Below are 24,493 nucleotides of genomic sequence, written 5' to 3'. Positions count from 1 at the left end.
GCGAATAAACACACCAGACTTAAGTGTAAAGAAAAATCCTTGATGTAAAAAACATCAGTAACCAATGCAGGTAGAAAATAACGTTAGAGAAAGGGTAATAGCTATGCTAGAATTCAGCGAAAAAAAATGCCACCTAAATAGTTAGGTGGCAGATAAACAATTCAGTTTATAAAAATATACAGGAAGTGAAATGAGTAACTTCTCAGTTACTCAGTCTAGAAAGTCTAGACTAATATGCAAACACAACATCATACTTAAGAATCTGAAACTCATTAACTAGTAAGGAATGACCAATCATTAAGTATGCGCCCATTCTAGGGAGCTACTTAGGAAGAAACAAACAATTTTTTTTTATCTATCGCATAAAAAAAACTAATAACAAAAGAAATAAATGCTAACAGCAAGTTTTTACACTGGATATTAAATTATGGTTAAACGTTTGCCTCCCTTAAATGCTCTGAAAGCTTTCGATTCAGCTGCCAGACATTTAAGTTTCACAAAAGCTGCAGAAGAGTTATTTGTCACTCAAGCAGCGGTCAGTCATCAAATAAAAATTTTAGAAGATTTTTTAGGAATAGAACTTTTTTTGCGCAAAAATCGTACACTTGAACTCACTGAAGCAGGAAAAATTTATTTTTTTGATGTACACAATATATTAAAAAAACTAATGGATGCCACCGAAAAATTAACTAAAAATAAAGGGCAAAGTGTTTTATCAATGAATATCCCGCAAACTTTCGGTATGCAATGGTTAGTACCACAATTAAGTGAGTTTAATCGTCTTTATCCCGATATTGATGTGCGTATCAATGGTGTTGATCACGATGAAGGCTTATTAACTCGAGAAGTTGATATTGCTGTTTATTATGGTAAAGGTGATTGGAAAGGGCTTACCGTTGAACGCTTAAAAGAAGCTCGCTTATTAATTTTAGCTGCACCGAGTTTATTACAACGACAACCTATTTTACAGCCTGACGATTTGCGTCAGCACACGCTATTACACGTCCATAATCGTGATAATTGGCAACGAGCATTAAATGCTTTACAGCTGGATGGTATTGATTTGCAACACAATCCTGTATTCAGCCACACTTTTATGGCGTTACAAGCAGCTATTCATGGACAAGGCATTGTATTAGCTAATGAATTGTTAGCACAAAAAGAGATCACACAAGGAAATCTCCAAGAAGTGTTAAATTTACAACTCAAAGATCCAAAATCCTTTTATGTGGTTTATCATTCTGATCGTGAAAATGATCAAAAGATCAAAGCCTTTCGTGATTGGTTAATTTCATTAATCTAAGGAAATAACAATAATGATGTTTAAACGTTTTTTGATTTTGACTGCTATTAGCGGTTTTTTCTGTGTCGCTTTTGGCGCCTTCGCTTCCCATGTACTCACTAAACAGCTTTCAGCCGAGGCAATTAACTGGTTAGAAACTGGCTGGCGTTATCAAGTCTTTCATACTTTAGCGCTCTGTTTTATGACTATTCTATTACAGCTTACACAAATCGATGCCCATTGGCGTAAAAAAGCGGCTATCAGTGGTTATTGTTGGATCGTCGGTATTGTATTATTTTGTTTTAGCCTATACTGTCTAGCCATCACTGGAAATCATAGCTTAGCGCATCTCACCCCTATTGGCGGTGTCTTCTTTTTATTAGGTTGGGGAAATCTCTGCTATCTTGGGATTCGTTATCGCTGTGTTCATACCTCAACAGAGAAATAAGAGGGTTATGATGACAAATCAATTAATCTTATATTGTCGTGCTGGCTTTGAAAAAGAGATGGCAGCAGAAATCAATGATAAAGCGATCAATTTAGGTGTCTATGGTTTTGCACGTACCGAACTAAACAGTGCTTTTGTTATTTTTGAGTGTAGCAATGCCGCTGATATACAACTATTAATTGAACATATCCGTTTTAACTCTTTGATCTTTTGTCGGCAATGGTTTGCTGCGTTTCCTGCATTAACCTTTGCCTCTACCGCAGATCGTATTTCCCCCATTATGGATCTGTTGACTCATAGCCAACTTGATCTTAATGCAATGACTGAAGTATGGGTTGAAACAGCTGATACCAATCAAGCGAAAGAGTTATTACCATTTTGCCGTAAATTTACGGTACCGCTACGTCAACAGCTAAAACAAGCGGGTTATCTAACAGGCAAAAAAAGTACAACTAAATCCTTTACTTTGCACCTCTTTTTTACTCATTCTGATCGTTGCTATGTTTGTTATTCTTATAACGATAACCACTCACCAGATTTTATGGGAATTAAACGCTTGCGTTTTCCAGCGGCAGCACCTAGCCGTTCAACTTTAAAATTAGAAGAGGCGATAAAAACATTTTTAACCGACAAAGAAGAAGCTGCTCGTCTGACTGAGCAACAATATGCCGTTGATTTAGGCGCTTGCCCTGGCGGTTGGACTTATCAATTAGTGCGTCGAGGTCTTTTTGTGTATGCTGTCGATCATGGCAAAGTAGCTGAATCTTTACAAGAAACTGGGCGGGTAGAACATTGCCCTGAAGACGGTTTTAAATTCCAACCACCGAAAAAACGCAAAATTGATTGGTTAGTTTGTGATATGGTGGAACAACCAATTCGCATTGCAGAATTAATTGCAAAATGGTTAGTAAATGGTTGGTGTCGAGAAACGATTTTTAATTTGAAATTACCGATGAAAAAACGTTTTCTTGAAGTACAAAAATGTATCTTTTTGATCGAAGAGAAATTAGTTGATGCTGGACTGGATTACCAAATCCAAGCGAAGCATCTCTATCATGATCGTGAAGAAATTACTGTACATATCTATATAAAATCAAACTGATAAGGAAAGAATATGACTTTAAGAATTGCTGTTGTTGGCGCAGGCGGACGTATGGGACGCCAATTAATTCAAGCTGTAAGTAAAGCGGAAGGGGTAAAACTTACTGCTGCTTGCGAACGTGTTGGTTCCAGTTTAGTTGGCAGCGATGCTGGCGAGCTGGCTGGTATTGGACATAATGGCGTCACAGTAACGGATAATCTTGCCAATAGCATTGATCAATTTGATCTTGTCATTGATTTTACTCGCCCTGAAGGAACACTCGATCATCTAGCACTTTGCGTGCAACATCATAAAAAGATGGTGATTGGTACTACTGGCTTTGATGAACAGGGTAAATTAGCTATTCAACAAGCAGCAGAAAAAATCGGGATTGTATTCGCTTCCAATTACAGCGTTGGTGTGAACTTAGTATTCAAATTATTAGAAAAAGCTGCCAAAGTAATGGGTGATTATTGCGATATTGAAATTATTGAAGCCCATCACCGTCATAAAGTTGATGCCCCATCTGGCACAGCATTATCAATGGGTGAACATATTGCCAAAGCAATGGGGAAAGATCTTAAACAACACGCTGTTTATGCTCGTGAAGGCATCACAGGTGAACGCAAACAAGATCAAATTGGTTTTGCTACTATTCGTGCAGGCGATGTTGTCGGTGAACATACCGTTTGGTTTGCTGATGAAGGTGAGCGTGTAGAAATTGCTCATAAAGCCTCTAGCCGTATGACTTTTGCTAATGGTGCAGTACGTGCTGCTAAATGGTTAGCTCATCATAATAAAGGGCTTTTTGATATGACAGATGTGTTAGATCTTAATTCGTTATAAGAAATTTTTCATCCTATTATATATTCTCTCATCTTAACCCTCTTCACCGTCTGAAGAGGGTTTTATTATTGCAGCACCTCAATTTCCTATTGCCATCTCACTATTTTCACCGCATAATCAAAAGTATCATTAAATGATACAAGAGGTGTGCAATGAGATTAGAAATTAAACAATGGGGAAACAGTAAAGCTATTCGTTTGCCAAAAGATTTTATCAGTCAAGTAAACCTAGATATGGGAGATTTTTTAGAGTTAAAACAAATTGATGGTAATACCATTACATTGGAAATTATCTCAAACAAAGCAAAAAATAACCAAACAAGACTAACGCTAGCTGAAAGAATTGCGTTAACACAAGGTGAACTACCTGTGCTGAGTGATTGGGATACGATGCCTTCAGTTGGAGATGAATTGTGATGAAAATAAACTTTGATCGTGGAGATATTGTCTTAATCGATTTTGATCCTTCTTTAGGTGGTGAAATTAAAGGTAGTCGTCCTGCTTTAGTTATTAGCTCTAAAGATTTTCATAAACTTGGTTTTGCATTAATTTGTCCTATTACACAAGGTGCATCTTTTACCGCACGCAGCAACGGTTTTGCTGTACCTCTATCAGGAACAGGTTGTACAACTAATGGTATTGTCGTTGCTTACCAAGCCAGAATCGTCGATTACCGCCAACGTAATATCAAACGTATTGAAAAAGCGCCTGATTATATTACTAATGAAGTGCAAGATATTATTGATGCAATTGTTCACGACTAGCTACCAGTTTATATTCGGTCTGATTTGTTCCACTTTCGATTTCTGCTATAATTTGCGCGTTTAACCGTAACTCAAATAGGATAAATTATGGGATTTTTAACTAATAAACGTATTTTAATCGCTGGCGTTGCTAGCAATCGCTCAATCGCTTACGGTATTGCACAAGCAATGCATCGCGAAGGCGCAGAACTTGCCTTCACTTATCAAAATGACAAATTAAAAGGTCGTGTTGAAGAGTTTGCCAAAGAACTTGGTTCTTCAATTGTTATTCCATGTGATGTTGGTACTGATGAAAGTATCGAAAATTGTTTTGCTGAATTACACAAACATTGGGATAAATTTGACGGTTTTGTTCATGCTATTGCTTTCGCACCAGGCGATCAATTAGATGGTGATTATGTTAATGCCGTAAATCGTGAAGGTTTCCGCATTGCACACGACATCAGTGCATACAGTTTCGTGGCAATGGCAAAAGCAGCACGTCCAAATCTTAACCCTGGTTCAGCATTAGTTACACTTTCTTATTTAGGTGCAGAACGTGCTATTCCTAACTATAACGTAATGGGTTTAGCAAAAGCCTCACTTGAAGCTAACACTCGCTATATGGCATCAGCAATGGGTAAAGAAGGCATTCGTGTGAATGCAATTTCCGCTGGCCCAATTCGTACATTAGCCGCTTCAGGCATTAAAAACTTTAAGAAAATGTTAGGTCATTTTGAAAATACTGCACCACTTCGTCGTACTGTTACCATCGAAGATGTTGGTAATACTGCAGCATTTTTATGTTCAGATCTTGCCGCAGGTATCACTGGTGAAGTAGTACACGTTGATGCAGGTTTCAGCACTGTTGCAATGAGCGAATTAGACCTCGCATAATATTAGCTTTAGTTTCGCTCCGTCCCTACGGAGCGAATTTTTTTGTTTTTTAATTGGATAAGGTATGTTCCAAGATAATCCTCTCCTCAGTCAACTCAAACAACAAATTCGCGATAGTAAACCTCATATTGAAGGCGTTGTAAAAGCAACCGATAAAGCGTATGGCTTTTTAGAAGGTGAAAAGAAAAGTTACTTTCTTCCGCCACAAGCAATGAAAAAAGTCATGCATGGCGACAAAATTAAGGCTGTTATTGAAACAGTTGGTGATAAAGAGCAAGCCGAACCTGATAGCTTAATTGAACCAATGCTGACACGCTTTATCGCTAGAGTACGTTTCAATAAAGATAATAAATTACAACTACTAGTCGATCATCCAAACATCAAGCAAAGTATTTCAGCTAATGTTCACAAAAAAGTCACTGAAACCTTAGCGAATGGTGATTGGGTAGTCGCTGAGCTGAAAACACATCCATTACGCGATGATCGTTTTTTCTTTGCGCAAGTAACACAATTTATCTGTCATCAAGATGATCCAAAAACCGCTTGGTGGGTAACTTTAGCTCGTCATCAACAACCTCGCACTGCCGTTGCTGGTTTAACTACCTATCCGTTTGAAGAAACTGAAATTCGACAAGATCTTACCGCATTAGATTTCGTAACGATTGACTCAGAAACTACTGAGGATATGGACGATGCGTTATTTATCACACCAATAGTGCAAGATGGAACGCAAACTGGATGGAAACTAGCAGTGGCAGTAGCCGATCCAACCGCCTATATTCCATTGGATTCACAAATTGAAACGGATGCTAAACAACGTTGTTTTACCAACTATTTGCCAGGTTTTAATATTCCAATGCTGCCACGAGAACTCTCTGATGATCTTTGTTCGTTAGTTGAAGGCGAGAAACGCCCTGCATTAGTTTGCTTTATCGAAACTGATCTACAAGGTGCAGTCATTGCTGAACCGACTTTTACGTTGGCATGGATCTGTTCTAAAGCAAAATTGGCTTATGATGCGGTTTCCGATTATTTAGAACAATTACCAAATGCGTGGCAACCGAGCAATGATACGGTAAAAGATCAAATCGAAGCATTACATCAATTCAGTCTTGCTAGAATTACTTGGCGTCAGCAACATGCGATTTTATTTAAAGATCGCCCTGACTATAACTTTATTCTTGCAGACGATGGTGCAATAACTGAAATTCGTGCTGATTATCGTCGTATTGCCAATCGTATTGTTGAAGAGTGTATGATTATTGCTAACACTTGTGCAGCGCAATTCCTAACGGCATATCAAGCAGCCGGTATTTTCAACACTCACAGCGGTTTTGATAAGAAATTCTTACCAGCAGCAAGCCAATTCTTATTAAATCATTTAGCCAATGAACAAAATCAAGCTGAACTGGCTCAACGTTATAGTGTAGAAACGCTAACAACTTTAGCTGGTTATTGCCAAATGCAGCACGATCTTGACCAACAACCGCAAGAGTATTTGGAAACTCGTTTACGTCGTTATCTGACTTTTGCCGAGTTTAAAGCAGAAGCTGCACCACACTTTGGTTTAGGGTTAAACGCTTATGCGACTTGGACTTCACCAATTCGTAAATATTGCGATATGGTCAATCATCGCGTAATTAAAGCAATTTTAAGCCAGCAACCTTTACCACAAGTCGAAGAGAGCGTATTAGTGCGTTTACAAGAAGCGAGAAAACAAAATCGTCTAGTCGAACGTGATATTGCTGATTGGTTGTATTGTATCTATCTTGCGGATAAAGTTGCTGAAAAAACTGTTTATCAAGCACAAATTGTTGATATTACGCGTGGTGGTTTACGAGTACAATTAATCGAAAATGGCGCTAGTGTTTTTGTACCAATGTCGTTATTACACGACAAAAAAGAGGAAATTGAAATCAACAGTGATGATATTGCTCTCTATATTCAAGGTAAGCGTCATTATCAACTTGCTGATACTCTATCTATCCAATTAATTGAAGTAAATCTTGAAACTCGCAGCATTGTTGGTTCGCCAGCAAGTGAACAATAGTTTTAGGCGCAAAAAACCTCTTCAAAATTGAAGAGGTTTTTTATCAACAATACAACACCAATTAAAGAAATAAAAAGCTAGTGCTACCTAAACATTACATAAAATACAAACTAATCAGCGAAAAAGATCGTTGCACCTTGTTCTGCAGAAGAAACATTCTTTCTAAACAATGTAAACAACTCTCTACCTGATAATTGATATTCTGCAGATAAATCAACAGTAACCGCTTGGCGTCCTTGTAAATCTGTTAAACAACGCAATACTCCAGCTTCCGCATCAATTTCCACCATATCACCAGATTGCAGATAAGCTAATGGACCACCTTGATAAGATTCTGGCGATACATGAATAATTGACGGCACTTTACCTGATGCACCTGAAAGTCTGCCATCTGTTACTAATGCGACTTGGAAACCTTGCTCCATTAAATTACCAAGAATCGGCATTAATTGGTGTAACTCTGGCATCCCACGTGCTGCAGGCCCACTATTGCGCACCACAATCACTGCATTTTGTTGTAACTGACCTTGTTTATAAGCAGCAACAACCTCTTCTTGTGCTTCAAAAACTAATGCTGGTGCGACGATTTTACGATGTTCTGGTGCGACGGCACTAATCTTCACCACACCACGTCCTAAATTACCATCAACAACTTTTAGACCACCATGTGCACTAAACTCGCAACCTGCTTTAGCAATGACATTTTCATCGGCGCTTTCTCCCACTGGTTGATAAACCAACTTACCATCCACCAAAGTTGGCACAGTTAAATAATCCGCCATTGAACCATAAACAGGTGTTGCATCCATATGTAATAAATCACGTTCTGACAAACGTTTTAATAATAGTGGTACACCACCAGCTTGATGAAATTCGTTCACATCTGCCGGACCATTCGGATAAACTTTTGCCAATAATGGAACAACATTAGACAATTCAGCAAAATCATCCCAATTAATAATAAATCCTGCTGCTCGTGCTACTGCTACCATATGCATCGTATGGTTAGTGCTACCACCTGATGCTAATAACGCCACCAAGCCATTTACCAAACTCTTTTCATCAACTACTTTAGCTAGTGGACGGAAATCACTGCTATTACTGCTAATTTTTACCATTTGCTTACTGATTAATTCTGTTAATAATGGTCGCAATGGGCTATTTACCGGAACAAACGCCGATCCAGGCAACATTAATCCCATAGCTTCAAACACTAACTGATTGGTGTTGGCTGTGCCATAGAAAGTACAAGTACCATTACTGTGATAAGCCGCATTTTCCATTTCTTGTAATGCATCTTTACCCAATTTCCCAGCTGCATATTGCTGACGAATTGCCACTTTCTCTTTATTAGAAATCCCAGTAGTCATAGGGCCTGATGGCACAAACGCAGTTGGTAAATGCCCAAACGATAATGCCCCCATCAATTGTCCTGGCGCAATCTTATCGCAAATTCCTAATAACAAAGTCGCATCAAACGTATTGTGACTGAGGCCAATTACGGTTGCTTGTGCAATTAAATCACGAGAAAAGAGTGAAAGATCCATTCCCTCTTGCCCTTGCGTAATCCCATCACACATCGCAGGAACACCCGCCGCCACCTGTGCAGAGTGTCCTAAATCTGCCAACACTTGTTTAATTTGAGCTGGATAATCAAGATATGGTGCATGAGCACTTAACATATCATTATAAGCCGAAACAATTCCTACATTGATAGTCGTAAAATCTAGAATTGTTTTTTTCTGTGCAGGACAGCAAGTTGCTACTGTATGTGCCAAATTACCACAACTTAAATGCGCTCGGCTTTTACCTCGCTGTAATTGTTGTTCAATCCGTTGCAAATAACGCTGGCGTGTCGCTTTGCTGCGTTGTGCAATACGTTGTGTAATTTGAGTAATTATCGGATTCATAAACGCCTACTTAATTAATCTAAAAACGGTTTAATCGCAGCAACACAACGAGCAACGACAGTTTCAAAAGGTGCATCAATATCAATATGAATCACATCAGTTTCATCTGCTTGTGGTTCTTCTAAGGTCGCAAATTGGCTTTTTAACATATCTACTTTCATATAATGCCCTTTGCGTTTTTGCATTCTTGATAACACCAAATCAAAATCCCCTTGCAAATAGATGAATTTCACATCTTTATTACCCTCACGAATTTGATCACGATATTTTTTCTTCAACGCTGAACAGATAATGATCCCTTTTTCCGATTTTTGTTCTAAGCTAAACGCCGCATCACGAATACGTTCTAACCATGGTGCACGATCTTCATCATTTAATGGTTGTCCCTCACGCATTTTGATGATGTTAGCGCGTGGATGAAGATCATCGCCATCAATCAATTTCATTCCTAATTGTTTAACGATTTCTGTACCAACACTAGTTTTACCTGTGCTTGATACTCCCATAAGAATAAAACTTTTACCTATTGACATAACACACCTCATAATATGGTTGTAGTTCTTGAAATTGGCTTCATAGTATCAATGTTATCGGTAACAATCAATCAACAAATTAATTTTCATTAAATTTCTGTGATCTGAATCAATAAATCTTAAAAACGCATAAAAAACACACTAAATGAATAAAAAATATACTAAATATAGTAAATAATATGATCCAGATCTCACTTTTAAAAAATTTAGTCTATTCCCTCTTTTATTTTTTGTAGTTATCGGTAACATTTAACCAACCAAAAATTTCTACTCTTACTTGAGTACCTATTTTTAAATTAAAACTTCATTCGGAGGACTCTCTATGGCTCACGATGCAACTTCATTACTGCTCATTGCAATCTGTGCAGTAATCGCATTATTAATCTTAATTATGCGCTTTAAAATTCATGCTTTTGTCGCGCTTACCTTAGTCAGCTTATTAACAGCATTAGCGACAGGCACACCATTTTCAAAGATCGTACCAACTATGCTAACCGGTTTTGGTAATACCTTAGCTTCCGTTGCATTATTGGTTGGTTTAGGTGCAATGATTGGTCGTTTACTTGAAATTACTGGCGGTGCGAAAGTACTTGCTGATACTTTAATCGATAAATTTGGTGAAAAACGAGCTCCATTTGCACTAGGCGTCGCTTCATTATTATTCGGTTTTCCAATCTTTTTTGATGCTGGTTTAGTGGTAATGTTACCGATAATCTTTAGTGTTGCGAAACGTTTTGGTGATTCAACCTTAAAATATGCGTTCCCTGCTGCCGGTGCGTTTGCGGTTATGCACGCTTTCCTACCGCCACATCCAGGTCCAGTCGCATCAGGTGAATTACTTGGTGTAAATATGGGATTATTAGTTATTGTCGGTTTAATTGCTGCTATTCCTACTTGGTATATTGGTGGTTATCTTTATGGTCAATTCATCGGTAAACGTATCCATATTCCACTTCCAACTACTTTCTTAAGCAAAAATGTTGTTTCTGAAACTGCTAATTTAGAAGTTCCAAGCTTTGGTAAAGTGTTGTTTATCCTACTATTACCACTTTGTTTAATCTTCTTAGATACTGGATTAAATACACTTAGCACCATTAAAGCGATTGATGGCTCACAAACTTGGGTAGAAATACTCAGAATGTTAGGTAAAACTCCAGTTGCTTTATTAATTACTCTTTTAGTTGCTATCCTATTATTAAAAGGACAACGTACTAAAGAACAAATCGAAAAACTTTGCGACAGTGCTTTAGGTCCAATCTGTTCTATCGTATTAGTAACTGGTGCTGGTGGTATGTTTGGTGGTGTGTTACGTGCAAGCGGTATTGGCGATGTATTAGCTGCAACTCTTTCTAACACAGGTTTACCAGTAATCGTTGCAGCATTTGTTATCTCAACTTGCTTACGTGTTGCTCAAGGTTCTGCAACTGTTGCATTAACCACTACTGCAGCATTAATGGCACCAACCATTGCAGCAACTCCAGGATTAAGCCAATTCGACCTTTGCTTTATCGTGATTTCAATTGCATCAGGTGCAACCGTATTATCACACGTAAACGATTCTGGCTTCTGGTTAATCAGCCGTTTCCTTGAAATGGATACCAAAACCACATTTAAAACTTGGACAGTATTAGAAACTATCTTAGGGGTTGTAGGTTTCACTATCGTATCTATTGCAAGTATCTTCCTATAATTTAGGATTTAAAATAAAATAGTGTTGGCAGCAGGCATAGCGAAAGCTATGCCTGTTTTCTTTGATTAGAATAGTTAACTGATAGGCAATTCTTATGTTCGCATACCTCTTTCCATTACTTTTATTAGTTATTTCAAACTGTTTTATGACGCTTGCTTGGTATAGTCATTTAAAATTCTTACACAATGCACCTATATGGCAAGCAATCTTATTTGGATGGTTTATTGCTTTGTTGGAATACAGTTTTATGATTCCTGCAACTCGCTTCTTAGCAGCACAAGGTTTTTCCTTCGGGCAGCTTAAAATTACCCAAGAGGTTATTACCCTAATTGTTTTTGTGCCGTTTTTAATTTGGTTCTTTAAACAACCATTTAAACTCGATTATCTTTGGGCTGGCTTATGTTTATGCGGCTGCGTTTACTTTGTTTTCCGTAGTTAATACGATTTTCCCTTTCCTATTTAGCGTCAATATCTTGGTATGGAAACAATACAAGTTGCTGCAATTGGAATGTAAGCATCACTTCACTGCCAATCGGCAACATTGCGGCACTTTGGACTAGCAATGTTGATGTCGTTTTATCACTATTAGCTAATTTCACATAATAACGATAATGACTGCCTAGAAAGATACGTTGTTGAATGATCGCTAACGCTGATAACGGCGGTAATGGTTGGCTAACCTTACTTTGGATCTCAATCTCTTCTGGTCTAAACAGCAAACAAGCACAATCCCCTTCTTGTACTGGACGTTGATCGGCATAATAAGTTTTGGTCAATGGCAGATAACCAAACACCGTTTTAAGCTGTTGCTGTTGAATTTGACAAGGTAGATAATTCACATTTCCTAAAAATTCGGCAACAAAACGAGAATTTGGTTGCTGATACAAAGACAACGCATCGCCAAATTGCACAATTTTGCCTTTATCCATCAAAGCGAGTTTATCCGCAAACACAAACGCCTCTTCTTTGCTATGCGTAACAAAAATCGCCGGTACTTGCTGTTGTTTCAAAATCGCTCGAATTTCTTCAATCAGTTGATAGCGTACTTGGCTGTCAATATTGGAAAAAGGTTCATCTAATAGCAGCAACTTCGGTTCACACGCCAACGCTCGAGCAATAGCAACACGCTGTTGTTGCCCACCTGATAATTGATGGGGATAACGCTGCTCTAACCCTTGTAAATGCACCAATTCAGTCATTTTATTTAATACTGTCTGCTGTTGCTGGCGACTTTTCCGTTGTAAGCCAAACAAGATATTTTCCGCCACCGTTAAATGTGGGAATAAAGCATAATCTTGAAAAATTAAACCAATCTGGCGCTGTTCTAGTGGTGTTTGACTTAGATCTTTACCCGCAAGGCAAATCTGCCCATCACTGATAGGTAATAACCCCGCAATCGCTCTTAATAATGTGGTTTTACCGCAACCACTCGCCCCTAACAAACAGACAATTTCATCTTGTTCTAATGCTAAATGCAGATCTTGTAGAATTGTTTGTCCATCATATCCGCAAGTTAATTGTGTAATCGCTAATCTACTCATAGTTATTTTTTATTCGCCAATAATGAACGTGTTAGTATGATGACTGGGATCAATCCCACCACTATCAGTACAATCGCCGGCAATGCAGCACGTTCCAGTTGTTCATCTGAAGTGTAAGTAAAAACGTGAGTGGCTAAGGTATCAAAGTTAAATGGGCGCAATAATAAAGAAGCATTCAACTCTTTCATACTCTCAATAAATACCAATAACAATGCGGTTAAAATACCTTTTCGTAATAATGGCAAATGGATTTTCCACCAAATAGAGAAATTAGAATGTCCTAATGTTCTTCCTGCCATTTCAAATGAGGGCGGAATTTTATTGAGTGTAGTTTCGATACTGCCTAATGACATTGCCGAAAAGCGAATCACATACGCCACAATTAATGCAAAAATTGAACCTGAAAATATTAAGCCAAATGAGGAAATATCTAACCAAGTTGTAAGCTGATGTAATTGATGATCAGCAAAAGTTAGTGGAATTAATAAACCAATCGCTAATACCGTACCTGGAACTGCATAGCCAAGCGATCCTAAACGTAAACCTCGTTTCGCTAGTGGGTATTGGAAAAGGCGGGCAATAAAATGCAGAATTAGCGCTAATATTACACTGACTAATGAGGCTATTGTCGCTACCGTTAGACTGTTTTTCGCATAATCAAAAAAGGCTTTCGTCCACGCTTCGGCAAAATAGTGATAAGCCCAATAACCTAACTGTAACAGTGGGATAAGAAAGGCTAATGTGACTAGTAGCCAACTGTAAATCACTAATCCTTTTTCCCACCATTTTGTCACTGTTTGGTACTGGTGTTGACTTTCACAACCACGTTGATACAGTTTTTGTTTGCGTCTGGCATAGCGTTCAATACCAATAAAGAAGCTGATCAGGGCTAACATTGCAATGGCAATTTGTGCTGCCGCTTGTAAATCGCCAAAACCGAGCCAAGTATCATAAACGGCGGTAGTTAGCGTTGGAATAGCGAAATAGAATACGGTACCAAAATCGCCTAGCGCTTCCATTGCGACTAATGCACAACCGACTGCAATGGATGGACGTAATAATGGCAATGTTACTCGCCAAAAAATTTGGCGTGGCGATGCTCCTAATAGTTTTGCGCTCTGTATTAAATTTTCTGACTGTTCCATTAATGCCATGCGGCTAAGTAAGAAAATATATGGGTAAAGTGATAACGCTAAAATAAAGCAAGCGCCGCCTAAGCTGCGAATTGAAGGAAACCAATAATCATTAATTGATTGCCAGCCAAAGATCATTCGTAGCCATTGTTGTACCACGCCCGGATAATCTAAAAAATCGGTATATAAATAGGCGGAAAGATAAGCCGGAATCGCTAACGGCAAACAAAGCAGCCATTGCAAAATGGCTTGGGTTTTGAATTGATAACGTGATACTAAATAGGCGGCGGGTAAGGCAAAACATATGCTAATCACTACCGTTCCACTCACTAATAACAGCGAATTGATAACATAATCCGCTAATACGGTATGCCAGAGATGCGTTAAACTCTGTAATGAACCTTGTAATGCTTGATAAAAAATCGCCACGATTGGCATCAAAAAGAAACCAATTAAGATCAGCGTTACCACATTAATAATCAGTTTTTGTACTCTCAACACGAATTAACTACAAAATAGAAATAAACAAAAAACAGAATAGGCAACTGCGATTACAGCTACCTATTCTAAAATTCAAGAGAAAATAATGAGATTACTCAAGGTCAAACTTCACTTCGTCGATCAGTTTTAACGCTTTATCGTAATTTTTCGCAATCTCGTTTAACGGTAAGGTATCCGCTTTGAATGTTCCCCAAGAGGCTACCAATTTAGAAACCTCTACACCCGGTTTCACTGGATATTCGTGGTTTAATTCAGCATAAAGATGCTGTGCTTTATCACTACTTAAAAACTCAACTAATTTTAAAGCATTCTCTTTATTTTTAGAGTATTTTGCTACCGCAACTCCGCTGATATTCACGTGTGTTCCTGTGGTAGTTTGATTCGGGAAGTTGATATAAACGGCTTCTGCCCATTCACGTTGTTTTTCATCTTCCAACATTTTGCCAAAATAGTAGCTATTACCTAAAGAGTAATCACAAACGCCCTCTTTAATTGCTTTCACTTGATCACGATCGCCACCTTGCGGTTTCTTCGCTAAGTTATTTTTTAAGCCAACCAAAAACTCTTTCGCTTTAGCTTCGCCATCGTGTGCAATCATTGAAGCAACCAATGAAACATTGTAAGAATGTTTACCTGAACGAACGCAAACTTTGCCTTTTAATTCTGGTTTTGCTAGATCATAGTAAGTAAAGTTTTCTGGTAATTTACCTACACGATCTTTCGAGGTATAAATCGCTCTTGCACGAGTCGTTAAGGCAAACCATTCATCATTTTTATCACGATATTGTGCAGGAATATTTTGTTCTAATACTGCTGAATGAACGTGTTCCGCTAAACCTGCATTCACTAACTCCATTACTCGACTAATATCCACAGTCAATAATACGTCTGCTGGAGTAAGTTCTTTTTCGCGTTTTACACGCTCAACTAACCCTTTATCCGCAAAAATAAGGTTTACTTTTACGCCACTTTGCGCTTCAAATTCTTTTAAGATTGGTTCGATAAGATAAGGTTGGCGGTAGGAATAAACATTAACTTCATTGGCAGCAAAAGCAGATGTTGCTAACGTGGCGAATAAACTCGCAGTTAAGAGAGATTTTTTCATAGTACCTCACAAATTATTAAATAAAGATGATTATCAGTAATCGTTTTTAACATACAATGTAAGGCACTTTATGTCAATAAGAATTATTATCAATTAAATGATATAAAAAAGCAGCTAATGATAGCTGCCTTAAAAAAATGTTTACGGCAATTTCGCAATAATCGCATATCCCGCTTGCTCACCGTTAATTTGATAGTGAGTATTTGCTTCAATAAAGAGTGATTGCCCTTGTTTGAGTAACAAAGTTTTACCGTCAGCAGTAATGCTCAAACTACCCTGCATTACTAATAAAATTTCCGCACTCTTTGCCACAAGTTCACATTGATAACCTTGCTGATAATTAAGATTAGCTAACGCAAAATCTTGGCTCGGCGTTTGATAGGTTGTATAACCATTTTTCTGTTCAGCCGGCGCAATAACTTTTGGCGTAATTTCTGTGCAATCAATAATTTTTAACAATTCTGGAATATCAACATATTTTGGGGTTAAACCACCACGAATCACATTGTCAGAACACGCCATTAATTCAATATTCTGTCCTCGTAAATAAGCGTGTGGAATACCTGCATCTTGGAAAATGCCTTCACCTTGTTTTAAATGCACAATATTAAATAGATAAAAACAAAGCAAACCAGCATCCAACTTATCAAGTGGTATTTCCATTGCTTCTAATGCATAAATCACCCAATAATCTGGATTATCCAACGTTAATTGATTATTACGATAAGCCATTTGATTGTGTTGAATAATTGGCAACAACCATTGTGCTAATTCTGCTTGTGTCGCTTGCATTACCAAAGCATAGAAATCTTTTAATGATTGTTGTTCTAATTGTTCAGCCAACACCACTAATGATGGACGAGTATAAAGCGTTGATAGAATAGATGCTTTTGTTTTAAAGCCATGCAACAACCAGAAATCAGATAATGCAATCATCATTTCCGGCTTATGGTTATCATCTTTATAACTACGTTTCGCATCTTTTAAATCAATTCCCGCTGCATTTTCACGAGCAAAACCTTGTTCAGCTTCTTTTTTAGTTGGATGTAATTGAATAGATAACGGTTTTACTACATCAAGAATTTTTAATAAATAAGGTAATTTATGACCAAATAATTGTTGTGATTTTTCCCCTAACACTTCAGGATGCTGCGTAATATATTGGGCAAGATCTTCTTCTGTATTTGTTGCTGTTTCGATCATTGATGGCGCACTTGGATGGGTTCCTAACCACCATTCCGCATAAATTTGATTATCTGCTGATAATTGAAAAAGCTGTGGAATATACTCTTTTCCACCCCAAATATAATGTTGTGCCTGACCATTAAGGCGATAAAACATAACTTATTTTCCTCCAATAGATTGCGTAATTCGGCCTGTTTTAACGAAAAAATCTAATACTTTTGCGACATCATCAACATCTCGAATGTAAACGGGCATCGCTTTGCCATTTTTTAATACTAATTGTAAAAAGCCGTTTTCACTAATATTGATCGTATCTAAACGCTGATACGGAATATAAAAATTATTGAGGTAAAATCCCGATTCTTTTAATAGAAAGACGGGATAACGAATAAAAAAGTGATAAAGTAATAAAATTGATAACATCACTAATAGATAGATGGTTCTTTTTTCTAATCCTTGTGGTAGGGCTTGATAAACAGCTAACCATATCAAGACCAACATCACAATGCCTTCTAACTGTAATTTGCGCAATAGAGGCACGCGAATAACCGTTTTGCCATAACGTTTATCAATAAGAAACTGATCGTAAATAGCAAATAGTAGATAAAAAACAATTAAGACAAATAGAGTAATATTAATGATCATCTCAATTTTAAAATAGCGATATTATTAAAACAGAAAGTGGGCTAAGCCCACTAAACACAGATAAAAAATGAAATGGTGGGTATCAACCCACCATATACATTATCCTAAAATACCTGTTGCCGCACCGATAATACCGATTACAAAAATTCCGATAATAATCCAAAGTGCATTAACACGATTGCGAAGCAACCACATACAAGCAAAGGTAAAGAGCAATGGTAATAATCCTGGCATTAAGCTGTCAAGAATTTGCTGAACTGTAGTAGTTTCAACAGTACCATCTTGTTTTTCAATCACAGAAACGACTACTGGGACATTAATACTGGTCCATTTTTGCACCAATGCCCCCATAATAAATAGACCGAGAATTGACGCACCTTCAGTAAGTTTCTGTAACAAACCACCACTCATATCTTTTACTACATCAAGACCTTTCTTATAACCATAAGTTACGCCATAGTAACGAGTTGCTAAACGCACAAGGTTAAATAAGAAGAAAAAGAGTAACGGCCCTAAAATACTACCGCTTAGCGCCAAACCTGCCCCTAATGCGGCAAATACTGGACGAGCTGTTCCCCAATAAATCGGATCACCAACCCCAGCTAACGGCCCCATTAAACCAACTTTAATCCCATTGATCGCTGCATCATCAATTGGTTTACCATTGGCACGTTCTTCTTCCATGGCAATGGTTACCCCTAATACTGGCGCAGCCACAAATGGTTGTGTATTAAAAAATTCTAAATGGCGTTTAATCGCATCTTTACGTTCTTGAGAATTAGCATCTGGATATAAACGTTTGATCACTGGTGCCATTGCAAAAGCAAAGCCTAATGCTTGCATACGTTCAAAGTTCCATGAACCTTGGAAAAGGTTAGAACGAAGTACGACTTTATTTAAATCGCTTTGAGTTACTTTTTTCATTTCGGTTGTCATTGCTACTTCCCCCATTAATCTAATCTGTTATCAAGATCATTATTGCCACTTGCAACTACTTGCACCACTTGCTTACTTTGGTTGTATTTAGGGTGAAGTTGAATATAAAGAATTGCCATAATTGTACCGAGTACACCTAACGCAACTAAGTTGAAGTTAGTAAATGCAGCTACCACGAAACCTGCATAGAAGAATGGCATTAAGTGACCAGCACGCATCATATTAATTACCATTGCATAACCGACCACTGCGATGATACCACCAGCGATTTTTAAGCCAGTAGTTACTACTGGAGGAATTGCATTTAAAAGTGATTGAACAGTATCAGTTCCTGCAGTTAACGCCACAATTAACGCTGGAATAGCAATACGCATTGCTTGCAAAATTAAAGCACTGCAGTGCACCCAGTCTAAACGGTTTAAATTACCATCTTGTACTGATTTATCAGCAAGGTGTTGGAAACCAACGGTAATTGCACGCACTACGTAAGTTAAAACTTGACCTGCTGCTGCAAGCGGAATTGCAATCGCAATACCGGTTGAAATTTCTTGTCCACCGACAATAACCAAGATTGTTGAAACCACAGAAGCTAATGCCGCATCTGGCGCTAACGCAGCACCGATATTCATCCAACCTAGCGCTAATAATTCTAATGAACCACCAACGATAATACCGGTTTTCATATCACCTAACACTAAACCAATTAATGTACAAGCGATCAGTGGGCGGTGAGTTTGAAACTCATCCAAAATTGATCCCATCCCTGAAATACAAGCGATGATGAAGATCAAAATAATTTGAATACTAGAAAGTTCCATAGCATTTTCCTTTAGTTAATTGTTAAATAAGGTTGCTCTTTTTCAGCAAATCAATCATATCTTCTTTACGATCATTCGATACTTTACGTACATCAAGTTCCACTTTTAGCTCTGCTAATTTCTTGAATGCTTCAATATCTTTTTGATCTACTGAAACTGCGCTAGTGATTTGTTTTTTACCATCGTGATATGCCATACCACCGATATTGACAGATTTAATATCTAAACCAGCTTCCACTAAGAATAAGGCATCGGTTGGGTTGGTGAATAACAACATCACGCGATCATCGTTATATTCTGGATTATTGTAAACACGTACCATTTTTTCTACATTAACAACGTGAGCCGTCACTCCTGGAGGAGCTGCTTGTTTCAACATTGTCTTACGCACATCATCTTTATCCACTTCATTATTTACTACAATGATACGATTTACTTTGCTCTCTTTAGTCCAACGTGTCGCAACTTGACCATGAATTAAACGGTCATCAATACGCGCTAAACCAATCGCCATATGTTTACCAGCAGTTGCTGTTGTTGGTTGTGCAACTTTTTCTGCTGCCGGTGCTTGAGCGGCTGGAGCAGGTTGTGCAACAGTTTCTTCTTGTGCTTGTGGCTTTTGTTCAAGTTTTAGTGCTCGTACACCACCACGTCCTGTTTCTAACGCAATTTCAGCAAGTTCTTCTAATGACGGATCATCATCACGCGCCATAAATGTTTCTACCAACATTGGCACATTAACGCCAGTCACGACTTCCATATTGTCTTTACCGTCTGCCACACGATTTGCAGCATTAAATGGGCTTCCACCCCATGTATCCACTAAAAACAAAACCTGATCACAATTAGCTAATTCATTTGCTAATTTTTCTTGATATTTACCAATGATGGTTTCTGCATTCTCACCAGGTACAAAATCAATAAACGCAACATTTTCCTGTTCGCCAATCAACATCTCTGTTGTACGAAGTAATTGTTCTGCTGCGACGCCATGCGTAGCTATAATAATAGCAATACTCATAGGGGCTCCTTATTTATTTTAATTAAATAGATAAATTTTCAAATAGAGTATAAAGCGGGCGCAATTTTAAAGAAATTTTTAGCAAAGAGATATAACACAGATCACAAAATTGGAAAAAACATTGGAAATTTTTGCTTTATTTTATCGATATTAATCATTGATTCAGGCAAATATTATAGAAATGAAAAAGAAGTAGCATAATTGTTAATAACATTAATTTTATTATAAAAAATAAATATCAAAGTTATTTATTTAAAGAAATAAAAAAATCTCCCATCTAGGAAAGATGAGAGATTTTGGCTACGAAGTAATAATTTAAATTAAAGCGCAATCACTGCACAAATTGTTAATACTGAATAAAGCACTGCTAATCCATAGAAAATTACACCACCAGCTGGAACATGAACTTTAAAATCATGTAAGCCTAAGTGAATACGATGGATACCACACCAAGTTGGGAAAATTAACAATGCAAGAATTGCTAATTTACCGATCCAAGTATGGGCAAATGCAATAATGTTATCTGGTGATACGATTCCAAACGGTAAAAGGAAACCTAAAATCAGTACTAATACAGGGAAAAATACTGCACTAATAGCACCACCAGCACCGAATAATAACCAGACGACTGGTTCGTTTGAACGTTTTGGAGTTTCTTTGTTCATCTTATTTTTCCTATACTAAAATTAAGGCAATAATACTTACTACCACAGTGATAGCCCAAAATACTTTGGTCACTAGATTCACATTAATACGTTCGTTTTTCACAATGATATTCATCATTTGTGGCGCCATATTAAAGAATGTGAATGTGTTTAATAACACTGCACCGAGAGTGATAATATTTAAAATAATCACCACTGGATTTTGTAAAAATCCAACAAATTGGGTATTAAAAGTACCATCACCTAAGCAAAGTAAGCCGTAGAATAATTCCAAACAGAACCAAACGGTTGGCACTGATGTACTTTCACGCAATACGTAGAATTTGTAAAAATCTAACTTTTTCCACCAAGTTGGTTTCACTTCACGCACATATTTTTTGCGTTTACTGGTTGCTACTGTTGTCATTTTACTTTCTCCTTACTTTTGCATTTTTAACATTGCAAAAACGTAATCTTTCGCACTTTCAATCTTACCTTGGTTAACTGCTGAAGCCGGACCAACATGTTTTGGACAAACTTCTGAACAATAACCAACGAAAGTACAACTCCATACCCCGTTTTTACCGTTAAGAATTTTCATACGTTCTGCTTTACCATGGTCACGGTTATCTAAGTTATAACGATGAGCAAGAGTAATTGCTGCAGGACCTACGAATTCAGGATTTAAACCAAATTGTGGACAAGCGGCATAGCATAAACCACAGTTGATACACATTGAGAAAGTACGATATTTCTCTAATTGTGCTGGAGTTTGTTTGGTTCTTGATTTCGCCAACTCTGATGATGGTTGTGGTTCATTTTTCAATTCAGGCGCTTGGTTACCAATAATATATGGTTTGATTGATTCAAGGCTTTCAATGAAGTGACTGAGATCAACCACAAGGTCACGCTCAATTGGGAAATTAGCTAATGGTTCAATACGCATATGACCACTGAAGTCACGTAAGAATGTTTTACAAGCTAATTTTGGTTTACCGTTAACCATCATGCCACATGAACCACAAATCGCCATACGACAAGACCAACGATAAGAAAGTTCTGGCTCAAGTTTATCTTTGATATAACCTAACGCATCAAGTAATGAAGTTTGGCTATCATATGGTACTTGATAAGATTTTAAATGCGGTTCGCTATCTACTTCAGGGTTATAACGTAGAATTTCCACCGTCATTGTTTGTAATGCATTCGCCATTATTTTGCCCCTTCTTTTGCTGCTTTTGCTGCTTCTGCGGCTTCTGCTTCCGCACCGTACACACGTTTAGCTGGTTGTGATTTAGTGATCTTCACATCGCTATATTCGATAGTTGGTAAACCATCTGCTTTATAGAATGCTAAAGTATGTTTCAAGTAATTCACATCATCACGTTCTGTATAGTCTAAACGTTGGTGTGCACCACGAGATTCTTTACGATCGATTGCTGAGCAAGCAATAGATTGTGCTACATCTAAGATGTAACCTAATTCAATGGTGTAAAGTACATCTGTATTAAATACGCTTGAACGGTCAGAAATACGAATACGTTTATAACGTTCTTTTAACTCTTGAATCTTATCAACGGTTTTTTGCATGCTGTCTTGAGTACGATAAATACCACAGCCTTCTTCCATTGAGTTACCCATTTCATCACGGATACTTGACCAAGATTCAGTACCTTCTTGTGCTAATAACGCATCAAGACGTTTAATTACATCTTTAGCTTGCGCATCAATCACAGTTTGGTTTGCTGGTTGTGCTTCTACTGCACGTTGTGCCGCATATTCACCAGCTACACGACCTAATACTAATAATTCAGCTAATGAGTTAGAACCTAAACGGTTAGCACCATGTAAACCAGAAGATGCACATTCACCAACAGCGAATAAACCTTTAATGCGAGTTTCTGATTGTTGGTTAACTTCGATACCACCCATTGTATAGTGAACAACTGGACGTACTGGAATTGGTGATTTTGCTGGGTCAACACCTTCATACGCTTGCGCCAATTCACAAATAAATGGTAAACGTTCATGTAAATATTTTTCACCAAGATGTCTTAAATCAAGATGAACTACATCCACACCTTTCGCCGTTTTTAAGGTGTTACCTTTTTGTAATTCTTGCCAGAATGCTTGTGAAACTTTATCACGTGGACCAAGTTCCATATATTTGTTTTGTGGTTTACCAATCGGAGTTTCTGGTCCTAGACCATAGTCTTGTAAGTAACGGTAACCATCTTTATTCACTAAGATACCGCCTTCACCACGACAACCTTCAGTCATCAAAATACCAGTATTCGGTAAGCCTGTTGGGTGATACTGTACGAATTCCATATCACGAAGTGGAACACCATGACGATATGCCATTGAAAGTCCATCACCAGTTACGATACCACCATTAGTATTGAAGCGGAATGCACGACAACCACCACCAGTAGCAATAACTACGGCATTGGCATTGATTTGAACCATTGTGCCTTCCATCATATTCATTGCCACAACACCACGTGCATGACCGTCATCCACAAGGATATCTAACACAAAATGTTCGTCGAAACGTTGAATTTGAGGGAATTGGATTGAAGTTTGGAACAATGTATGAAGTAAGTGGAAACCTGTTTTATCCGCCGCGAACCAAGTTCTTTCGATCTTCATACCACCGAAACGACGTACGTTCACATCCCCATCTGGACGACGGCTCCATGGACAACCCCAACGTTCTAATTGAGTCATTTCGATTGGAGAGTGTTCAACGAAATATTCCACAACGTCTTGTTCACAAAGCCAGTCACCACCAGCAACAGTATCGTGGAAGTGTTTATCGTATGAGTCTTCTTCTTTAATAACGGCTGCTGCACCACCTTCTGCGGCAACAGTGTGACTACGCATAGGATAAACTTTTGAAATTAAAGCAATTTTTAGGCTAGGATTTGCTTCAGCGGCTGCGATTGCTGCACGTAAACCACCACCACCAGCACCAACAATTGCAATATCGACATTAACGGTCTGCACGATATTCCTCCAAGTTAATTAATTTACGAGTAAAAAGTATGATTATTTTGCCATTAATTGTCGCTTGGGTAATTATTTTTTCACAGATTTTTAATAAAAAAAGTCTTTTTCGTGATCTACCTCAAAAAAGTTATCTCTCTTACCAACAAATTCAGGGTAGAAGCTGAATTTGCTTATAGCACAAGATTTATACAAAGATAGAAATAAAAGAAATTTTATGAATTAACTATCATAAAATATATAGAAAAACATTTTCTTAACAAATAGGTAATAATTAAAGTTTTGACAAACGAGTTATTAACATTTCAATAAATCACGCTATTTCTGATCTTAATAGGATAAAAAATATACGCTCAATTTACACTCAAAATAACTCCCATAAAAATGGTCATTTAACTATTTTTAAATTCTATTTGTGATCATTGAAATATCAAATAAAAAGGCAGTAAATCTACTGCCTAGAGGGTACTAAAAAA

The 24,493-nt window shown here is 37.6% G+C and carries 24 protein-coding genes; 10 read left to right on the top strand and 14 right to left on the bottom strand.

Going from position 1 to position 24,493, the window contains the following annotated elements; translation table 11 throughout:
* Positions 1–427 precede the first annotated feature (427 nt).
* The 8 genes from QS62_RS05625 (at position 428) to rnb (ending at position 7,346) form a co-directional block, all read left to right on the top strand.
* A complete protein-coding gene (locus QS62_RS05625) occupies positions 428–1,303 on the top strand; it encodes a transcriptional regulator GcvA (RefSeq protein WP_066107178.1) in 876 nt (291 codons plus the stop codon).
* A 13-nt stretch (positions 1,304–1,316) separates the two neighbouring features.
* A complete protein-coding gene (locus tag QS62_RS05620) occupies positions 1,317–1,730 on the top strand; it encodes a DUF423 domain-containing protein (RefSeq protein WP_231923683.1) in 414 nt (137 codons plus the stop codon).
* A 7-nt stretch (positions 1,731–1,737) separates the two neighbouring features.
* Positions 1,738–2,832, top strand: a complete 1,095-nt coding sequence (gene rlmM, locus QS62_RS05615) for a 23S rRNA (cytidine(2498)-2'-O)-methyltransferase RlmM (protein WP_231923682.1) — start codon at positions 1,738–1,740, stop codon at positions 2,830–2,832.
* A gap of 12 nt (positions 2,833–2,844) precedes the next feature.
* Entirely contained in the window at positions 2,845–3,657 is an 813-nt protein-coding gene (dapB, locus tag QS62_RS05610) for a 4-hydroxy-tetrahydrodipicolinate reductase (RefSeq protein WP_066107172.1), read from the top strand.
* 152 nt (positions 3,658–3,809) lie between these two features.
* Entirely contained in the window at positions 3,810–4,073 is a 264-nt protein-coding gene (locus tag QS62_RS05605) for an AbrB/MazE/SpoVT family DNA-binding domain-containing protein (RefSeq protein ID WP_066107170.1), read from the top strand.
* Positions 4,073–4,420 carry a type II toxin-antitoxin system PemK/MazF family toxin gene (locus tag QS62_RS05600; protein WP_066107168.1) on the top strand — a complete coding sequence of 116 codons (348 nt, stop codon included), beginning with the start codon at positions 4,073–4,075 and terminating at the stop codon, positions 4,418–4,420. The genes QS62_RS05605 and QS62_RS05600 overlap by 1 nt, the downstream gene beginning before the upstream one ends.
* 87 nt (positions 4,421–4,507) lie before the next feature.
* Positions 4,508–5,296 carry an enoyl-ACP reductase FabI gene (gene fabI, locus QS62_RS05595; protein ID WP_066107164.1) on the top strand — a complete coding sequence of 263 codons (789 nt, stop codon included), beginning with the start codon at positions 4,508–4,510 and terminating at the stop codon, positions 5,294–5,296.
* 64 nt (positions 5,297–5,360) lie between these two features.
* Positions 5,361–7,346, top strand: coding sequence for an exoribonuclease II (gene rnb, locus QS62_RS05590; protein ID WP_066107161.1), 1,986 nt, complete (start codon positions 5,361–5,363; stop codon positions 7,344–7,346).
* Positions 7,347–7,456: 110 nt separating this feature from the next.
* Here rnb and edd read toward each other — a convergent pair whose 3' ends face one another.
* Together edd and QS62_RS05580 are read right to left on the bottom strand one after the other, a co-directional pair.
* Entirely contained in the window at positions 7,457–9,256 is a 1,800-nt protein-coding gene (gene edd / locus QS62_RS05585) for a phosphogluconate dehydratase (RefSeq protein ID WP_066107159.1), read from the bottom strand.
* Between the two features lie 14 nt (positions 9,257–9,270).
* Positions 9,271–9,789, bottom strand: coding sequence for a gluconokinase (locus tag QS62_RS05580; protein ID WP_066107157.1), 519 nt, complete (start codon positions 9,787–9,789; stop codon positions 9,271–9,273).
* A gap of 322 nt (positions 9,790–10,111) precedes the next feature.
* Between QS62_RS05580 and QS62_RS05575 the strand changes: the two genes are divergently transcribed.
* The gene (locus QS62_RS05575; protein WP_066107154.1) at positions 10,112–11,479 is read left to right on the top strand and encodes a GntP family permease; all 1,368 of its coding nucleotides are present in this window, start codon (positions 10,112–10,114) and stop codon (positions 11,477–11,479) included.
* 94 nt (positions 11,480–11,573) lie between these two features.
* The gene (locus QS62_RS05570; protein WP_066107151.1) at positions 11,574–11,918 is read left to right on the top strand and encodes a DMT family protein; all 345 of its coding nucleotides are present in this window, start codon (positions 11,574–11,576) and stop codon (positions 11,916–11,918) included.
* A 16-nt stretch (positions 11,919–11,934) separates the two neighbouring features.
* Here the strand turns inward: QS62_RS05570 and QS62_RS05565 are convergent, their stop codons facing one another.
* From QS62_RS05565 to frdA, 12 genes are all read right to left on the bottom strand, one after another.
* Positions 11,935–13,020 (bottom strand): ABC transporter ATP-binding protein, encoded by a 1,086-nt coding sequence (locus QS62_RS05565; RefSeq protein ID WP_066107149.1) that lies wholly within the window; start codon positions 13,018–13,020, stop codon positions 11,935–11,937.
* Positions 13,021–13,022: 2 nt separating this feature from the next.
* Positions 13,023–14,654: an ABC transporter permease gene (locus QS62_RS05560; protein ID WP_197496265.1), complete on the bottom strand. Its 1,632-nt coding sequence runs from the start codon at positions 14,652–14,654 to the stop codon at positions 13,023–13,025.
* Between the two features lie 91 nt (positions 14,655–14,745).
* Positions 14,746–15,759 carry a Fe(3+) ABC transporter substrate-binding protein gene (locus QS62_RS05555; protein WP_066107146.1) on the bottom strand — a complete coding sequence of 338 codons (1,014 nt, stop codon included), beginning with the start codon at positions 15,757–15,759 and terminating at the stop codon, positions 14,746–14,748.
* Positions 15,760–15,900: 141 nt separating this feature from the next.
* Positions 15,901–17,100 carry a mannose-6-phosphate isomerase, class I gene (gene manA, locus QS62_RS05550; RefSeq protein WP_066107143.1) on the bottom strand — a complete coding sequence of 400 codons (1,200 nt, stop codon included), beginning with the start codon at positions 17,098–17,100 and terminating at the stop codon, positions 15,901–15,903.
* Positions 17,101–17,103: 3 nt separating this feature from the next.
* A complete protein-coding gene (locus QS62_RS05545) occupies positions 17,104–17,589 on the bottom strand; it encodes a DUF986 family protein (protein ID WP_066107141.1) in 486 nt (161 codons plus the stop codon).
* Positions 17,590–17,688: 99 nt separating this feature from the next.
* Complete coding sequence (locus tag QS62_RS05540; protein WP_066107279.1) at positions 17,689–18,525, bottom strand: PTS mannose transporter subunit IID; 837 nt, start codon at positions 18,523–18,525, stop codon at positions 17,689–17,691.
* A gap of 14 nt (positions 18,526–18,539) precedes the next feature.
* Positions 18,540–19,343, bottom strand: a complete 804-nt coding sequence (locus QS62_RS05535) for a PTS mannose/fructose/sorbose transporter subunit IIC (RefSeq protein ID WP_066107140.1) — start codon at positions 19,341–19,343, stop codon at positions 18,540–18,542.
* Between the two features lie 22 nt (positions 19,344–19,365).
* The gene (gene manX / locus QS62_RS05530) at positions 19,366–20,364 is read right to left on the bottom strand and encodes a PTS mannose transporter subunit IIAB (RefSeq protein ID WP_066107137.1); all 999 of its coding nucleotides are present in this window, start codon (positions 20,362–20,364) and stop codon (positions 19,366–19,368) included.
* Positions 20,365–20,684: 320 nt separating this feature from the next.
* The gene (frdD, locus tag QS62_RS05525) at positions 20,685–21,029 is read right to left on the bottom strand and encodes a fumarate reductase subunit FrdD (RefSeq protein ID WP_066107134.1); all 345 of its coding nucleotides are present in this window, start codon (positions 21,027–21,029) and stop codon (positions 20,685–20,687) included.
* A 10-nt stretch (positions 21,030–21,039) separates the two neighbouring features.
* Positions 21,040–21,435 carry a fumarate reductase subunit FrdC gene (gene frdC / locus QS62_RS05520; RefSeq protein ID WP_066107132.1) on the bottom strand — a complete coding sequence of 132 codons (396 nt, stop codon included), beginning with the start codon at positions 21,433–21,435 and terminating at the stop codon, positions 21,040–21,042.
* Positions 21,436–21,447: 12 nt separating this feature from the next.
* Entirely contained in the window at positions 21,448–22,221 is a 774-nt protein-coding gene (locus QS62_RS05515) for a succinate dehydrogenase/fumarate reductase iron-sulfur subunit (RefSeq protein WP_065234725.1), read from the bottom strand.
* Positions 22,221–24,017: a fumarate reductase (quinol) flavoprotein subunit gene (frdA, locus tag QS62_RS05510; protein WP_066107129.1), complete on the bottom strand. Its 1,797-nt coding sequence runs from the start codon at positions 24,015–24,017 to the stop codon at positions 22,221–22,223. The genes QS62_RS05515 and frdA overlap by 1 nt, the downstream gene beginning before the upstream one ends.
* Between the last annotated feature and the right edge of the window lie 476 nt (positions 24,018–24,493).

It is taken from the genome of Gallibacterium salpingitidis (assembly GCF_001678495.1).
Classification (GTDB): domain Bacteria; phylum Pseudomonadota; class Gammaproteobacteria; order Enterobacterales; family Pasteurellaceae; genus Gallibacterium; species Gallibacterium salpingitidis.
Note: the sequence above shows the minus strand (reverse complement) of the source record. Positions and strands in the feature narration are given on the sequence as shown.

Excerpts from the sequence above, each read along its gene's own strand:
- QS62_RS05625 (WP_066107178.1), top strand. The coding sequence starts at position 428 with ATGGTTAAACGTTTGCCTCCCTTAAATGCTCTGAAAGCTTTCGATTCA.
- QS62_RS05620 (WP_231923683.1), top strand. The coding sequence starts at position 1,317 with ATGATGTTTAAACGTTTTTTGATTTTGACTGCTATTAGCGGTTTTTTC.
- rlmM (WP_231923682.1), top strand. The coding sequence starts at position 1,738 with ATGATGACAAATCAATTAATCTTATATTGTCGTGCTGGCTTTGAAAAA.
- dapB (WP_066107172.1), top strand. The coding sequence starts at position 2,845 with ATGACTTTAAGAATTGCTGTTGTTGGCGCAGGCGGACGTATGGGACGC.
- QS62_RS05605 (WP_066107170.1), top strand. The coding sequence starts at position 3,810 with ATGAGATTAGAAATTAAACAATGGGGAAACAGTAAAGCTATTCGTTTG.
- QS62_RS05600 (WP_066107168.1), top strand. The coding sequence starts at position 4,073 with ATGAAAATAAACTTTGATCGTGGAGATATTGTCTTAATCGATTTTGAT.
- fabI (WP_066107164.1), top strand. The coding sequence starts at position 4,508 with ATGGGATTTTTAACTAATAAACGTATTTTAATCGCTGGCGTTGCTAGC.
- rnb (WP_066107161.1), top strand. The coding sequence starts at position 5,361 with ATGTTCCAAGATAATCCTCTCCTCAGTCAACTCAAACAACAAATTCGC.
- edd (WP_066107159.1), bottom strand. The coding sequence starts at position 9,256 with ATGAATCCGATAATTACTCAAATTACACAACGTATTGCACAACGCAGC.
- QS62_RS05580 (WP_066107157.1), bottom strand. The coding sequence starts at position 9,789 with ATGTCAATAGGTAAAAGTTTTATTCTTATGGGAGTATCAAGCACAGGT.
- QS62_RS05575 (WP_066107154.1), top strand. The coding sequence starts at position 10,112 with ATGGCTCACGATGCAACTTCATTACTGCTCATTGCAATCTGTGCAGTA.
- QS62_RS05570 (WP_066107151.1), top strand. The coding sequence starts at position 11,574 with ATGTTCGCATACCTCTTTCCATTACTTTTATTAGTTATTTCAAACTGT.
- QS62_RS05565 (WP_066107149.1), bottom strand. The coding sequence starts at position 13,020 with ATGAGTAGATTAGCGATTACACAATTAACTTGCGGATATGATGGACAA.
- QS62_RS05555 (WP_066107146.1), bottom strand. The coding sequence starts at position 15,759 with ATGAAAAAATCTCTCTTAACTGCGAGTTTATTCGCCACGTTAGCAACA.
- manA (WP_066107143.1), bottom strand. The coding sequence starts at position 17,100 with ATGTTTTATCGCCTTAATGGTCAGGCACAACATTATATTTGGGGTGGA.
- QS62_RS05545 (WP_066107141.1), bottom strand. The coding sequence starts at position 17,589 with ATGATCATTAATATTACTCTATTTGTCTTAATTGTTTTTTATCTACTA.
- QS62_RS05540 (WP_066107279.1), bottom strand. The coding sequence starts at position 18,525 with ATGACAACCGAAATGAAAAAAGTAACTCAAAGCGATTTAAATAAAGTC.
- QS62_RS05535 (WP_066107140.1), bottom strand. The coding sequence starts at position 19,343 with ATGGAACTTTCTAGTATTCAAATTATTTTGATCTTCATCATCGCTTGT.
- manX (WP_066107137.1), bottom strand. The coding sequence starts at position 20,364 with ATGAGTATTGCTATTATTATAGCTACGCATGGCGTCGCAGCAGAACAA.
- frdD (WP_066107134.1), bottom strand. The coding sequence starts at position 21,029 with ATGAACAAAGAAACTCCAAAACGTTCAAACGAACCAGTCGTCTGGTTA.
- frdC (WP_066107132.1), bottom strand. The coding sequence starts at position 21,435 with ATGACAACAGTAGCAACCAGTAAACGCAAAAAATATGTGCGTGAAGTG.
- QS62_RS05515 (WP_065234725.1), bottom strand. The coding sequence starts at position 22,221 with ATGGCGAATGCATTACAAACAATGACGGTGGAAATTCTACGTTATAAC.